Annotated in this window: 11 protein-coding genes; 6 read left to right on the top strand and 5 right to left on the bottom strand. The window is 70.3% G+C overall.

Going from position 1 to position 13307, the window contains the following annotated elements; genetic code table 11:
- Window positions 1-128: 128 nt before the first annotated feature.
- The 4 genes from ACFVW8_RS06890 to ACFVW8_RS06875 are packed head-to-tail and all read right to left on the bottom strand — an operon-like array spanning window position 129 to window position 3798.
- Window positions 129-1154, bottom strand: a complete 1026-nt coding sequence (locus ACFVW8_RS06890) for an NAD(P)-dependent alcohol dehydrogenase (RefSeq protein ID WP_389686829.1) — start codon at window positions 1152-1154, stop codon at window positions 129-131.
- Entirely contained in the window at window positions 1151-1945 is a 795-nt protein-coding gene (locus ACFVW8_RS06885; protein WP_389686826.1) for an iron-sulfur cluster assembly protein, read from the bottom strand. Before ACFVW8_RS06885 ends, ACFVW8_RS06890 begins: the two co-directional genes overlap by 4 nt.
- A gap of 1 nt (window position 1946) precedes the next feature.
- Window positions 1947-2948, bottom strand: a complete 1002-nt coding sequence (locus ACFVW8_RS06880; RefSeq protein WP_389686824.1) for an amidohydrolase family protein — start codon at window positions 2946-2948, stop codon at window positions 1947-1949.
- A gap of 55 nt (window positions 2949-3003) precedes the next feature.
- The gene (locus ACFVW8_RS06875; protein WP_389686822.1) at window positions 3004-3798 is read right to left on the bottom strand and encodes an acetoin reductase; all 795 of its coding nucleotides are present in this window, start codon (window positions 3796-3798) and stop codon (window positions 3004-3006) included.
- Between the two features lie 217 nt (window positions 3799-4015).
- Here ACFVW8_RS06875 and ACFVW8_RS06870 point away from each other — a divergent pair, with 217 nt between their 5' ends.
- Entirely contained in the window at window positions 4016-5866 is a 1851-nt protein-coding gene (locus ACFVW8_RS06870; RefSeq protein WP_389686820.1) for a sigma-54-dependent Fis family transcriptional regulator, read from the top strand.
- 6 nt (window positions 5867-5872) lie between these two features.
- On the opposite strand, the gene ACFVW8_RS06865 is transcribed toward ACFVW8_RS06870, so the two are convergent.
- Entirely contained in the window at window positions 5873-7684 is a 1812-nt protein-coding gene (locus ACFVW8_RS06865) for a subtype B tannase (protein WP_389686818.1), read from the bottom strand.
- Window positions 7685-7886: 202 nt separating this feature from the next.
- On the opposite strand from ACFVW8_RS06865, the gene ACFVW8_RS06860 reads away from it, so the two are divergent.
- The 5 genes from ACFVW8_RS06860 (at window position 7887) to ACFVW8_RS06840 (ending at window position 13269) form a co-directional block, all read left to right on the top strand.
- Window positions 7887-8486: a hypothetical protein gene (locus tag ACFVW8_RS06860; RefSeq protein ID WP_389686816.1), complete on the top strand. Its 600-nt coding sequence runs from the start codon at window positions 7887-7889 to the stop codon at window positions 8484-8486.
- Window positions 8487-8745: 259 nt separating this feature from the next.
- Window positions 8746-9366, top strand: coding sequence for a TetR/AcrR family transcriptional regulator (locus ACFVW8_RS06855; RefSeq protein WP_389686814.1), 621 nt, complete (start codon window positions 8746-8748; stop codon window positions 9364-9366).
- A 31-nt stretch (window positions 9367-9397) separates the two neighbouring features.
- Window positions 9398-11056, top strand: coding sequence for an acyl-CoA dehydrogenase family protein (locus ACFVW8_RS06850; protein WP_389686812.1), 1659 nt, complete (start codon window positions 9398-9400; stop codon window positions 11054-11056).
- A 99-nt stretch (window positions 11057-11155) separates the two neighbouring features.
- Window positions 11156-12409: a glycosyltransferase family 4 protein gene (locus tag ACFVW8_RS06845; protein ID WP_389686810.1), complete on the top strand. Its 1254-nt coding sequence runs from the start codon at window positions 11156-11158 to the stop codon at window positions 12407-12409.
- Entirely contained in the window at window positions 12406-13269 is an 864-nt protein-coding gene (locus ACFVW8_RS06840; RefSeq protein ID WP_389686808.1) for a hypothetical protein, read from the top strand. The genes ACFVW8_RS06845 and ACFVW8_RS06840 overlap by 4 nt, the downstream gene beginning before the upstream one ends.
- The last annotated feature ends 38 nt before the right edge of the window (window positions 13270-13307 follow it).

Genomic DNA, 13307 nt, shown 5'->3' with positions numbered 1-13307 from the left:
GCCCCCTTGGACTCCGCTGCCCGCCTCAGCTTTCGCTGACCGTCATTTCACCGAGCAGCGACCAGTCGCCCTGGGGCACCTTGACGTTGACGACCCGCGGCGTCGCGGCGCGTTCGTTCGGCGCGTGGTCACGGGACGAGGATTGCCCGGCCCCGGATCCGGCCGCTTCCGAGATCGTCCAGGGCGTCCTGGAATCGGTCGAGGGGGTACTTGGCGGTGTGCAGCCGCACGCGGTCCTGCGCGGCGAGGACCATCAGCTCGCACAGGTCGTTGTAGGTGCCGACGAGGTTCCCGACGAAGTTGATCTCGGCGGAGATGATGTCGATGGTCGGAACGTCGATGTTCTCGCCGTAGCCGACCACGTGGTAGTCGCCCGCCTGTCGCAGCATGCCGACGCCGTCCCTGGTGGAGCCGCCCTCACCGACGAAGTCGATGACCGCCTCCGCCCCGTGCCCACCGGTCAGTTCGCGCACCCGGTCCGTCTGGCCGCCGTCGGCGACGATCCCGTGGTCGGCCCCGATGGAGACGGCCAGGGCCACCGCGTCGGGGTTCCGGTCGACGACGACGATCTCGGCGGCGGTGACGGCCTTGAGCACCTGTACGCCGATGTGCCCCAGCCCGCCCGCGCCGATCACGACGCAGCTGTCACCCGGTCGCAGCTTCCGGGCGGCCTTGGCAGCGGCGTGGTACGCCGTGAGACCCGCATCGGCGAGAGCCGCGACATCGGCCGGTTCGAGGGAGTCGTCGATCCGCACGACACTGCGCGCGGAGGTCTTCAGGTACTCGGCATAGCCGCCGGCCGTGTCGATGCCGGGGAAGAGGTTGTTCTCGCAGTGCACGTCGTCACCTGCCCGGCACGCCCGGCACAGCCCGCAGGTGATCAGCGGATGCACGATGACCTTGTCGCCCTCCGAGACATTGGTGACGGCACTGCCGACCGCGTGGACCCAGCCGGCGTTCTCGTGGCCGATCGTGTAGGGCAGTGCCACCCCGGACTTCTGCGCCCACTGACCCTCCAGGATGTGGATGTCGGTGCGGCACACACCGGCACCGCCGATCCTGACGATCACGTCGAACGGGCCGGTGACCTCGGGAGCCGGGACATCGGCCATCTCGAGGTTCTGGCCGTAGCCCACGACCTGGACTGCTTTCACGAGGCGTTCCCCTTCGGCGGAGCGGTAAGGTGGAGGAGCTCCCCCGGGTGCGCGGGTACTCCCGCGTGCACGGGCTCCCCGGCGCGCGGGGACTGGTCACCTGCGGACTGCGGATACCGGGTGCGGAGCAGGCCCCGGCAGAAGTGCGCGTTGCCGTCGATCGACACGCGGACCGCACGGGCGAAGCGGAGGCGCAGCGGGATCTCTCCCGGCGGATACCGCCGCCCGTCCTCGTCGACCAGGACCGGGTCGGACGGCGCCACGCCGAGTCCCAGAGCCGCACGTCGCCTTAGCAGCGCGCCGGATGCCGCCGCGTCGGGGAGGTCGCCCAGAACCACGTCCTGGAGGTCCTCCTCCGCGAGGTCCGGATTCTCGCGGAGCACGAGAGCGAGCACACGCTCCATCGCCGCGGTGTGCGCCTTGCGGCGGAACGTGAGCCGGAGCGCTTCGAGATCCTTCTCCGCCTCGGCCCCGAACGTTCCGCGGTAGCCGGCGTCCGCGGCCAGCCCTCGGTTGATCAGGTCCGAGTCGTGGTGGTCGTCGAGAAGCACCGCGACATCCCGGGTCCACGGGAGCGCCGTCAGCACGTCCTTGGAGTCCGAGGCCATCAGATACGCGAAGTTCGGCGAACAGAACGAGGTGGGGAGCCTGAGACGGACGGTGAGCGCCCCGTCGGAGGTCACCGTCACGGAGCGTACGAAGCCGAGGTCGGTGATCGGCTCGTCCAGCTCGGGGTCGTGGACCGCGTCCAGCGCCGCACGAGCCGCGAGCTCCCGGGATTCGGCTGCCATCTCAGGCCACCGCCGGTTCGGCGACGTCCAGCCCGGCAGGCACCTCGATGTCGTACATGGCAGCCGCGTTGAGTCCGAGGATCTTCTTCTTCTGGTCCAGGGTGATCGGCGCGTACTCCCCCGTCATGTCCTCGGGGATCTGGAAGTCGACGAACCGCTCGATCAGCCACCGGGGCGTCCACAGCGCGTAGTCGCTGGAGAACTGGATACGGTCCTCGTCCAGCCAGTACAGCAGTTCGCCGATGATCTGCGCGAAGTACCGCGGCCTGCTGTGGATGAAGGGCATCGCGACCGCGAGACCCGCGTGCACATTGGGCTCCTGCGTGGCGATCCAGCAGAAGTCCTCCAGCCGGGGCAGGCCGCAGTGTTCGACGACGAAGTTCATCTCGGGGAACTGCGTGGCCGCCTTGTCGACGTCCGCCACATCGAACGCGTCCCGGTCGAGCGGCCGGATCGTCGGCCCCTTGTGGACATGAATGTTGTTGATCCCGAGTTCCTGACACGCCTCCAGGTAGCGATAGGTCCACGGATCATCGAGCTTGTAGCCACGGCTGTCGCCCTTCCACTCCGCGGTGTACAGCTTCGCGCCCTTGAGCTGGAAACGCTCGGCGTCCCGCCGCAGCTGATCGAGTCCCTTCTGCTCATACCGGGGGTCCCAGGAGTGGTTGTACGTCAGCTTGTCCGGGTGCCGCCGGGCGAGCGCGAAGGATTCCTCGGTCTGCCCGAAGCCGTTGCGGTAGAACGCTCCGAGCCGCGCGGGCTGGAAGATGGCGTGGTCGACGTACCCCTCGACGAAGAGGTCCTTCATCAGGCGTTCGCCGCCGTAGTAGAGGTACTCCTCGTACGGCCACAGTTCCGATTCCGGACTCAGGTTGCGGTGGTAGTCGTAGAAGCAGTCGATGAACTGCTTGCCGTGGATGTTGAGCTGGTTCTCGGGGCGCGCGTCCCAGAGCGCGACGTGCGCGTCCACGATGAAGTAGTTCTCGCCGTCCTTGGAATACATCTCTCTCCTCAGTGCACGATGGCTGGTTGACCGGGTGGGCGCTCGCCGGCCCGCGTCAGGAGAACTGGATTCCGCCGTCGATCATGACGGACTGGCCGGTCATGTAGTCCGAGTCCCGCGAGGCCAGGTACGAGACGAAGGACGCGACATCCGCGGGCTCCTCGACCCGGCCGAGAGCGATGGCCTCGGCGTACTTCTTGATGGCCCGGCCCTTCTGCAGACCCTCGGCCTCAGCCAGCCGCTCGTCGATCAGGTCCCACATGTCGGTGCCGACGATTCCCGGGCAGTACGCGTTGACGGTGATGCCGTACTGCGCCCACTCCATGGCCGCGGCCTGGGTCAGGCCGCGTACGCCCCACTTCGACGCCGAGTAGGTGCCGAGCAGCGCGAACGGGCGGTACGCGACGATGGAAGCCGCACCGATGATCTTTCCGCCGCCGCCCTGGGCGATCATCTGCCGTGCCGCGGCCTGGTAGGACAGGAAGATGCCACGCAGGTTGACTGCCATGACCTGCTCGAACTCGTCGAGCCCGGTGTCCAGCAGCGGGGTGACCCGGGCGATACCGGCGTTGGCCACATAGACGTCGACCTTGCCGAAGCTGCCCGCCACCTCTTCGACGAGCGCGTCGGTCTGCTCCTTGCTCGTCACATCGGCGTGCACGGCGAGGGCCCGGCGGCCCGTCTTCTCGATGCCGGCCGCCACCTCGCTCAGCTCCTCGCTCATGCCGGGGAGGTCCGCGACTGCCACATCGAGCCCGTCCTTGGCCAGCCGCTCCGCGATGCTGCGGCCGATGCCGCGGGCGGCACCGGTGACGATCGCGGTACGGGTCGTGTTGCCGGCGGAAGTCATAGGTGCTCCTGTGTTCGACGTGAGCCGCCGCACCCTTCGTGCGGTGCTGGACCTCAGCGTGGGGGCGGGGAGCGCCGTCGAGTTTTTCAATGTGGAACACACCTGGCCCGTCTCCCTGTCAGGGCACGGCGAACGCGCGGGAAAGCCGGGGCGAAGCACCCGTTGACAGCTGCAAACGGGTTCGTAATATGGCGGAAACACGCTCATCGGAGGCGCCATGCTCAGTGACAGCACAGCGCGGGACCGGAACATCGCACGAGCACGCCTGCAATTCCTCGCGAACGCGGACCCGCCCGCGACGATCGTGCCCGAGGGCATCCGTAACTCCTGGCAGCGTTCCAAATACCTGGGGATCGGTACGGACGAGGTGGTTGTCCCCTACCAGCCGGACTACGACCGGGAGAGCCGGCTGGTGCGCGCCGCCACCCCGGTCCTGGACCGTCTGGAACAGGCTCTGGCGGGTTCGGACGCCTGTGTGATCGTGACAGACCGAAAGGGCTGGGTCCGCGACCGCCGGGTCGGGGAGAAGAGACTCTCGGCGCACCTGGACCGGGTCCATCTGGCGCCCGGCTTCAACTACGCCGAAGAGTTCGTCGGTACCAACGGCATCGGGGTCGCGCTGGAGGAGCGCCGGCCCAATGTCGTACTGGGCACGGAACACTTCAACGAACGCCTGCAGAACGTCTCCTGCGCGGCCGCCCCGATCCGTAACTCGGTCACCGGACGGGTCGAGGGCGCGATGAACCTGACCTGCTGGAACGGCCCGGCACGCACCCTCATGGCAGCGCTGGTGCAGGAGGCCGCAGGCGATATCGAGCGCGTGATGTACGAGTTCACCAGTTCGCACCAGCGTGCCCTGCTCGAAGCCTTCCAGCAGGTGACCCACTACGGTGACCGGCCGGTGCTCTGCCTCGGCCAGGATCTCGTGCTCGCCAACTCGGCGGCCACGGCAAGGCTCACCGGCGACGATCACCGGCTGCTCCACGAGGCCGCCGCCGGACTGGGGCACGCACCGCGCACGCGTAAGCAGGTCCAGCTGACCGGCGGAGAGACCGTGCTGATGCGGTGCCGCCAGGTGGACAGCTACACGGGCGCGGCCGGATACCTGCTGGAGCTGACCTTCACGGACCGCCCATCCGACCGGCCCCGTCCCCGTTCCGGTGCCGGCCCCGGCTCCCGCTCCCGTGAGGAGCGGGGCGGCAGCCGGCCGTGGCCGCTGCCCGGCCTGGCCGGGACGGACCCGGCGTGGAACACCGTCTCCCGTACGGCATCGCGCTGTGCTCGTGAACGGACACCGCTCCTGCTGCACGGCGAGGCCGGGACGGGGAAATCAGCACTGGTCAGTGCCGCGCACGCGCTGACCGGGGCGGCCTCGGCACCCGTGATCGTGGATGCCGAGGCTCCCCGGGCCGCCGACACCGGGTCCGACCTGTCGGCCGACCTGCGCGCGGCGACCACCGGGCCGGGTCACGCCCTGGTCCTGCGCCATGTCGACGCCGTGCCCCCCGAGCAGGCAACCGCCGTCGCCCGGGCGCTGGACGCCGCGGCGGCACGGGGCACCTGGGTCGTGGGCACACTCCACCGCGCACCGGGCGTACCCGAACCCCTGCGGCACACCTTCGTCGAAGCGGCGGCGGTGCCCGCCCTGCGGCACCGTCTCGCGGATCTTCCGGCCCTGGTCGGCTGCTTGTTGCAGCGCGTCGGCCCGGACGTGGAGTGCGCGGCGGAGGTACTGCCCGTGCTGCGCCGGCATGACTGGCCCGGCAACATCCGCCAGTTGGATGCCGCCCTGCGCAAGGCCGCCGCGGGTCGCCGCACGTACCGGATCGAGCTCCGCGACCTGCCGCCGTCCCTGCACAGCGCGGGCAGCCGGTCCCTGAGCGCCTGGGAGGCGTCCGAGCGCGACACCCTGGTCCGGGCCCTGATGGAGGCGGACGGCAACAAGCTGCTGGCGGCGCAACGGCTCGGCATCTCCCGTACGACGATCTACCGCAAGATGAGGTCCTACGGCATCACGCTTCCGGCCCGCCCCCGAGAGGGGCCGGACCACGCAGTGACGGCGGTGTGAAGCGCGTTACCCGTGGTGACCGGAGGGGGCCGGGTCGCCGGCTTTGCGGACCGCCTCGGCGATCCAGGCCATGGCCTCGGGCACGTCGTAGTTGCCGGCGTGCGGCTGGTTCCAGGCAAGCCGGTAGTCGAGGTTCTTGACCTGCTTGTCCGCCGCGAGCGCCCGGTCGAGGTTGAGCGAGACGGTGAACGCGGTGTCCCGGTCGCGGGTACCGGCGCGGACGTACCAGTTCGGCGCGGTGTCGGCGCGGGTGCCGACGAAGTCCATGGGGTTGATCAGGCGGACCTGGTCATCGACGGTGGTGGTCTTCTTCGCGGTGTACTGATCCCAGGTCAGGCCGGTGTCGTCGATGCCGCTGCCGTCACCGGCGACATCGTTGTGATTCCAGCTGTACTCGGTGTAGTTCAGGTACTTCTGGTCCGGCGGGCCGAAGAGGTTCGTCTCGGTGCCGCTGGTGGTGTTGCCGTTGACACCCACGGCATCGAAGGCGGGGGTCGTCTTGAGTGCGGCCTGGGCGACGACGAAGGCGAGGTACTTCTCCATGTCGACGGAGAGCACCTTGTCGCCGGCGTTGTCGACGTCGATCCAGTCGTTGACGTACGACTTGGTGGTGGGCGGGCTCCCGGGCCCGCCGGACCGGATCTCGAAGGTGCCGCCCAGCGGCGGGATCGTATGGGCGGGATCCGCCTTCAGGTAGGTCTCCGCGGAGCGGATGACCTCCTTCTCGATGGTGTCGATCATGTTCGCGGCGGTGAGCCGGGAGCCGTCGGGGTTACGCAGCCCGAGGCTCTTCTCGTACGCGGGGAACCGGGCGGCAATCGCGGCCGCGTCCGCAGGCGAGGGGTTCTCGCCGGTGGTGTCGCGGGTGGCGAGGACGTTGTACAGCCACTCGTACGCCGCGTCGGCGTTGCCGAGATCGGTGATCGGGCAGTACGCGTTCACGGCGAAGACGTCGTCGCGCACGGTGCTCCTCCCCCGCGCGTCGATGCCGGCGGCGCCGATCGCGGCGAGGTAGGGGTCGTACTGGCCGCTGTTGCCGGAGGCACCCAGGATCGACGCGAGGGCGCCGCCCCCGCTGGTGCCGTTGACGACGATCCGCTCGGCGCTGCCGGGCATGGCGGCGTCGTTGAGGCGCAGGTAGCGCACGGCGGCCTTGGCATCGACCACGGCCGCGGGAGCCTTCCCGGGCGACGAACCGTCGGCGCCGATCAGACCCCGGCTGCGGTTGGCGACGTCGACGAAGACGTATCCGGCCTTGAGAGCGGCGCCGACGTTGCTCGTGGAGCTGTCGTAGGAGGCGCCGGTGGTCACGCTCGCCCTGAGGTAACTGGCCATCCAGCCGCTGTTGTTCACCGCGAAGTAGACCGGCGCCTGCTGGTTCCCGAAGGCGCTCTCCGGGACGAACACGTTCATGCTCTGGTAGCCGCAGGCCGTGTCGGGGATCGTCGTCGTGCCGCCGCCGGGGCCACCGGGCTGTTGCGCCGCCGCGGCAACCGGGTTGGCGACGTAGCAGAGCTCCTTGTACCGGCGCACGTTCATCGGCTGCCCGTCGACGGTGACGGTGATCGTCGTATAGGCCGCGGAGTCGAAGGCCAGCGCGGCGTCCTGGGGATCCGCGGCACGGCCGCGGCTCTGCGAGGGCGCCGCCCCGGAATCGGCCACCGCGGCGGTGGCAGGCACCGCGACAGCTATGAGGGCGAGAGAGCCCGCGACCGCCACGCCTCTCAGGAGATGTCTGCGCGCCGCCCGGCGCCCTTCACGCATGCCCGCGGGGTCGGTGAGTGCGTCGCGCCCGAAGGACACGTAAAGCCGCTGCATGGGTCTCCCCTCATCGAGCACCAGGTGCTCCGCCGAAGCCTCGTGGTCAAGGCATGACGCGCACGCTACAAGATTGTCAACAATCTGCACAGCAATCTCGCGGACGATTTCCACCGGCCTGCGCCGTCCAGCCCTTCCAGCGAGGCGGGCGGTCTGGTTGGGTACGCCGTACGACCGTGAGCCAAGGCAGGAGGCGGCAGCCGTGAGCGGCCAAATCGAGGGCATGGGCGAGGAGTTCGAGCGTGCGGTGGACCGGCTGCGCCGGGAGCTGCGGGCCGTCGCGGCCGCCGTCGCCCCCTGCGTCGAACCACGCGTCGAGGAACGCACCGATGACCGGTACACGGTGGCCGGGGCGATGGGCAAGCTGTTCTCGATGTCCCTGATACTGCCCGGCGTTCCGTACGGGACCGCGGCTGCGGCCGCCGCCGACGTGTTCGTCGCGGCGGGCTGGCAGACCGAGATCCGCGAGGGATTCGGCGGACTTCCTCTCCTCACGGCAACACGTGACGGATTCGAGGCAGGTGTCGGCGCCATGGGCAGTGCTGTGCGCATCTCGGGCGAGCTGCCCGTCGTATGGGTTCACACCAACTGGATCCGTCCCCCACGCGTGGCCACCCCGGAGACGTTGAGGCCCGGCCACCAGCTGTGCGTCATGTGCGAAGGCTGGGGCTCGTGCCGGACGTGTGAGGGCCTGGGCTTCGTGGACAGCCGCAGGTGCGTGGAGTGCGGTCTTGGAATGGATTGCCCGGACTGCCTGGGCACCGGACAGGAGCCCGTTCGAGGAGCGGGCGATGGCCGCTGACTGCCGCGTGAGTGACCGGTGCCGACGAGATCTCCGGGCTCGCGCCGGACGTGGCCGGTCGCTACCGGCCCATTGAGCTCTTCGGAAAGCGCGAGGATCCCGCTCTCCTCGCCGGCGAGGAATTCTGCAGTGGGATGCGCCTCTGCGACGTCCCGCAGCCGACCGGCCGCTCCCGGGCAGCGGTCGGCTGCGGAGTGGGAGCTCTCGCGGCACCCGGCGCACCTTGTCGGGAAACTATGAATGGTGCTTCACTTCTTCCATGGCCTACCGCAAGACCCCAGCCGAAATCCGCCGCCTCGAATCGGCCCGGGAGCATCTCGTCGCCCGCGCCACCGAGGTCGTGGCGGAGGTGGGCTGGTCCCAGGCGTCCGTGACCGCGGTCGCCGACGCCGCCGGTATCGCGGCCGGATCCGTCTACCAGCACTTCGCGTCGAAGGCCGCCCTCGCGGTCGAGGTCTTCCGACGTGCGGCGGAACACGAGGTGGACGTCCTCGGATCCGTGCTGCACGGCCCCGGGTCCCCGGCCGAACGGCTCGCCGCCGGAGTCGGGGTCTTCGCCCGCCGCGCCCTGGAGAACCGCGGGCTGGCCTACGCGCTGCTCGCCGCGCCGGCCGAGCCCGCCGTCGGCGCGGAACGTCTCGCCTTCCGCCGCATCTACCGCACCCTGTTCGCCGAGGTGATCGAGGAAGGCATGGCGCAGGGTGCGCTGCCGCCCCAGAACGGTGAGGTCACCGCCGCCGCCCTCACCGGCGCGGTCGGCGAGGTTCTGGTGGCGCCGCTCGGCGCCCCGGAGGAGGACGGCACGGACGAACTCCTCGCCGAACTGACCGCGATGGCACTGCGCTGCGCGGGCGCCGCCCCCTCGTCAACCCGTCCCTGACCCGTCACCCGTCTCCGCCCGGAGGGTTCTCATGCCCGCGATTCCCACACCGCACAGCCACCCCACCGCGACCACCCACGAGGTGACCAACCAGCCACCGCCGCTGGTGGGCCATGACGTCGCCGACGACCCGGTACTGATCGAAGGGGTGCGCCGCGAAGGCGCCGAGTGGCATCTGGACGACCTGCACCGGCTCGGCCGCCGTGCCGGCAGCGAGGAGGTGCAGCACTGGGCGGACGAGGCCAACCGGCACGAACCGAGGCTGCGCACCCACGACCGGTACGGTCACCGGGTCGACGAGGTCGAGTTCCATCCCTCGTACCACGCCCTGCTGGACGTCGCGATCAGCGAGGGCCTCGGCGGCGCCGCCTGGGCGGACGGGCGCCGCGGTGCCCATGTGGCGCGCGCGGCGGGCTTCATGGTGTGGAGCAGCGCGGAAGCCGGCCACGGCTGCCCGGTCTCCATGACGTACGCGGCGGTCCCGGCCCTGCGCCACGCCCCGGATCTCGCCAGGACGTACGAACCGCTGCTGACGAGCCGTGTGTACGAGGCCGGTCTGCGCACCCCGGCCGAGAAGCCCGGGCTGCTCGCGGGAATGGGCATGACCGAGAAGCAGGGCGGCACCGACGTACGGGCCAACACCACCACCGCCACGCAACAGGCCGACGGAACATGGCGATTGCGCGGGCACAAGTGGTTCACCAGCGCCCCGATGAACGACCTCTTCCTCGTCCTCGCCCAGGCTCCGGCCGGGCTCTCCTGCTTCCTGGTTCCGCGGGTCCTGCCCGACGGCAGCCGCAACACGTTCCGCATCCAGCGCCTCAAGGACAAGCTCGGCAACCGCTCCAACGCCAGCAGCGAGCCCGAGTTCGACGACACCGTGGCCTGGCTGGTCGGTGACGAGGGCCGGGGCGTGCGCACCATCATCGACATGGTCACCATGACCCGCCTCGACTGTGTCCTCGGTTCCGCCGCCGGGACCCGTGCCGCGCTCGCCCAGGCGGCACACCATGTGCGGCACCGGACCGTGTTCGGGGCCAAGCTCTTCGACCAGCCCCTGATGCGCAACGTCATCGCCGATCTGTCACTGGAGTCCGAGGCGGCGACCACGCTCGCGCTGCGGCTGGCCGGTGCGGCGGACCGTGCGCAGCAGGGCGACCCCCAGGAGCGTGCCTTCCTCCGTCTCGCGACCGCGGTCGGGAAGTACTGGGTGTGCAAACGCCAGCCGGCCGCCGTGGCCGAGGCCCTCGAATGCCTGGGGGGCAACGGGTACGACGAGGAGTCCGGCATGCCGCGCCTGTACCGCGAGGCGCCGCTCAACGGCATCTGGGAGGGCTCCGGAAACGTCAACGCCCTGGACATGCTGCGCGCCCTGTCGCGTGAGCCGGAGTCCCTCCAGGCCCTGAGCGCGGAGATCGAGGCCGCAGCCGGCGCCGACCGCCGGCTGGACTCCGCCTGGCGGGAGCTCCAGAACGATCTCGTCCTGACCGAGGACGCGCCCCTGCGCGCCCGGCGCGTCATCGAGCGTACGGCCCTCGTTCTCCAGGGCTCCCTGCTCGTACGCCATGCACCGGCCGGTGTCGCCGACGCCTTCTGCGCGTCCCGGCTGGCCGGGGACCGGGGGCTGGCCTTCGGCACCCTGCCGGCCGGAACGGACTTCGGCGGGCTGCTCGAACGTCTCCCCGTGTGACCCCCGGCGGCGTCAGTCCCGGCACTGAGGCGGGGATCTCTTTTCGTGCGGCCAGGCCGCACAGGCAACCTTCCGTAGATGCCGGCCGTCATGTACGGCATGAAAATCTCATTTCTTATACACAACGCATATGGGATTGGAGGGACAATCGCCACGACGTTCAACTTGGCCCGAGCGCTGGCCGATCGGCACGATGTGGAGATCATCTCGGCTCTCCGGAACCGGGAACGGCCGAGCCTCACGCCCGACCCGCGTGTGCGGCTACGGCCGCTGGTGGATCTGCGGCACGAGAAGAACGACCCGCGGCATCTGACACCGGCGAAGGTCTTTCCCTCGTCCGAGTACCGGTACCGGGAATACAGCGCGCTCACCGATGAGCGCATCGGCGAGGCGCTGGCGTCGCTCGACGCCGACGTCGTCGTGGGCACCCGCCCCGGCCTCAACGTCCATCTGGCCCTCCAGGCCCCCGCGCGGGCGGTGCGGGTCGGGCAGGAACACCTCACGCTCGACAACCACCCGCCACGGCTGCGCAACGCGCTGCGCCGGGTCTATCCGCGCCTGGACGCGATCACCCCGGTCACGGAGGCCGACACCGCCGCCTACCGACGCAAGATGCGGCTGCCGGGCGTACGTGTACAGGCGCTGCCCAACAGCGTCCCCGCCCCGGCCCTCCCGCCGGCGGACGGCCGCGGGCGGGTCGTGGTCGCCGCCGGGCGACTCGTGCCGATGAAGCAGTTCGACCTGCTGATCGAGGCCTTCGCCGCGGTCGCCGGGGAGTATCCCGACTGGACGTTGCGCATCTATGGCAGGGGCGAGGAACAGGAGCGGCTCCGCGCGCTCATCGACCGGCTCGGGCTGTACAACAACGTGTTCCTGATGGGTGCGGTGACCCCGATGGAAGCGGAGTGGGTCAAGGGCTCGATCGGGGCGGCGGCATCGAACTTCGAGCCCTTCGGCATGACCATCGTCGAGGCGATGCGCTGCGGGCTGCCTGTCGTGAGCACCGACTGCGCGTACGGCCCCGGCGAGATCATCGCCCCCGGCGAGGACGGCCGGCTGGTTCCCGTCGGAGACCGGGACGCGCTGGCCGGAGCCCTGCTGGACCTCGTGCGCGACGACGAACTGCGCCGGCGCATGGGACGCACCGCGCTGGACAACTCCCGGCGTTACTCCCCCGCCTCCGTCGTGGCCCAGGCCGAGCAGCTGTTCGAGGAACTACTGGCGGCCCGGAGCGGCGGCCGTCCGGCCCACCGGACGGACCATGCCTTGGTGAGCGGCGGTTACGCGGCCAGGGACACCATGCTCGTCGCGGCCGGCAGCGTCGTGAGGACCGTACGAAAGGCGCGGCGATGAGTGGCAGCGATGGCAAGGGCATGAACGAACCGGTGGAGAAGCCCCGCGGGGAGGTGACTATGGAGGCCGAAGGGCGGTTGGTCGTACGCGTACGGTTGCCGCTGCCCGCCCCGGCACGTCCCCGGCTGCTGCTCCAGCTGCGCCCGAAGAAGGGCAAGCCGGAGAAGACCGGCCGCTGCGTCGAACTGGAGCCTGCGGGGCAGGATCTGTGGCAGGCCGTACTGGAGGCGGCCCCGGCTCTTGAGGAGGGCCGCTGGGATGCCTACGTCGTGGGCGCGCCCGGGGAGGAGCGCACACCACTGCTGCCCGGCCTGCGCGATCTGCGCACGCTGGTGTCCGGCGGGGACGACGGCCGGGGCGCACCGGTGGCGGTCCGGATCCCGTACGCCACCAAGGACGGCCGGCTCGCCGTACGGGCCTGGTGGCGCACTCTGCACGCGGAGGCCGGCCGGATCGCCCTCACGGATGACTCGATGACCGTGACAGCGCGGCTGTTCGGCGCCCGTCTGGAGGAGGGCGCGGCGGCGTCGCTGAGCCGACGGGGGAAGAACGCCGAGGTACGGGAGATCGCCCTCCGGGCCGCGGCGGGCCGGGACTTCTCGTTCACCGTCGATTACAAGGAGCTCGTGCCGGAAGGCGGCGGGCCGGGAGCCGGTGAGGCACCGGTGATCTGGGACGTGCATGTCCGCCCGGCCACCGGCGCGCCGCGGATCCGGGTGGCCAGGCTGCTGGACGACATCGCCGATCGCAAGGCCGTCTTCGTCTATCCGGCCGCCGTCATCGGCCGGGTATCGGCGCGTCCGTACTACACGCTCGACAACGACCTCTCCGTGGAGGTCGCACCGCGCAGCGCGCGGTGAACGTCGCCGCGAACGGCGGCTCGTGGGGCCGGACTCCC

The organism is Streptomyces sp. NPDC058221, from assembly GCF_042882365.1.
Taxonomy (GTDB): Bacteria; Actinomycetota; Actinomycetes; order Streptomycetales; family Streptomycetaceae; genus Streptomyces.
This window is presented reverse-complemented; position numbering and strand designations above follow the sequence as displayed.

What these genes read in the sequence shown, in the direction of transcription:
- ACFVW8_RS06885 (WP_389686826.1), bottom strand. Translation starts at nt 1,945, where the DNA reads ATGGCAGCCGAATCCCGGGAGCTCGCGGCTCGTGCGGCGCTGGACGCG.
- ACFVW8_RS06880 (WP_389686824.1), bottom strand. Translation starts at nt 2,948, where the DNA reads ATGTATTCCAAGGACGGCGAGAACTACTTCATCGTGGACGCGCACGTC.
- ACFVW8_RS06875 (WP_389686822.1), bottom strand. Translation starts at nt 3,798, where the DNA reads ATGACTTCCGCCGGCAACACGACCCGTACCGCGATCGTCACCGGTGCC.
- ACFVW8_RS06870 (WP_389686820.1), top strand. Translation starts at nt 4,016, where the DNA reads ATGCTCAGTGACAGCACAGCGCGGGACCGGAACATCGCACGAGCACGC.
- ACFVW8_RS06865 (WP_389686818.1), bottom strand. Translation starts at nt 7,684, where the DNA reads ATGCAGCGGCTTTACGTGTCCTTCGGGCGCGACGCACTCACCGACCCC.
- ACFVW8_RS06855 (WP_389686814.1), top strand. Translation starts at nt 8,746, where the DNA reads ATGGCCTACCGCAAGACCCCAGCCGAAATCCGCCGCCTCGAATCGGCC.
- ACFVW8_RS06850 (WP_389686812.1), top strand. Translation starts at nt 9,398, where the DNA reads ATGCCCGCGATTCCCACACCGCACAGCCACCCCACCGCGACCACCCAC.
- ACFVW8_RS06845 (WP_389686810.1), top strand. Translation starts at nt 11,156, where the DNA reads ATGAAAATCTCATTTCTTATACACAACGCATATGGGATTGGAGGGACA.
- ACFVW8_RS06840 (WP_389686808.1), top strand. Translation starts at nt 12,406, where the DNA reads ATGAGTGGCAGCGATGGCAAGGGCATGAACGAACCGGTGGAGAAGCCC.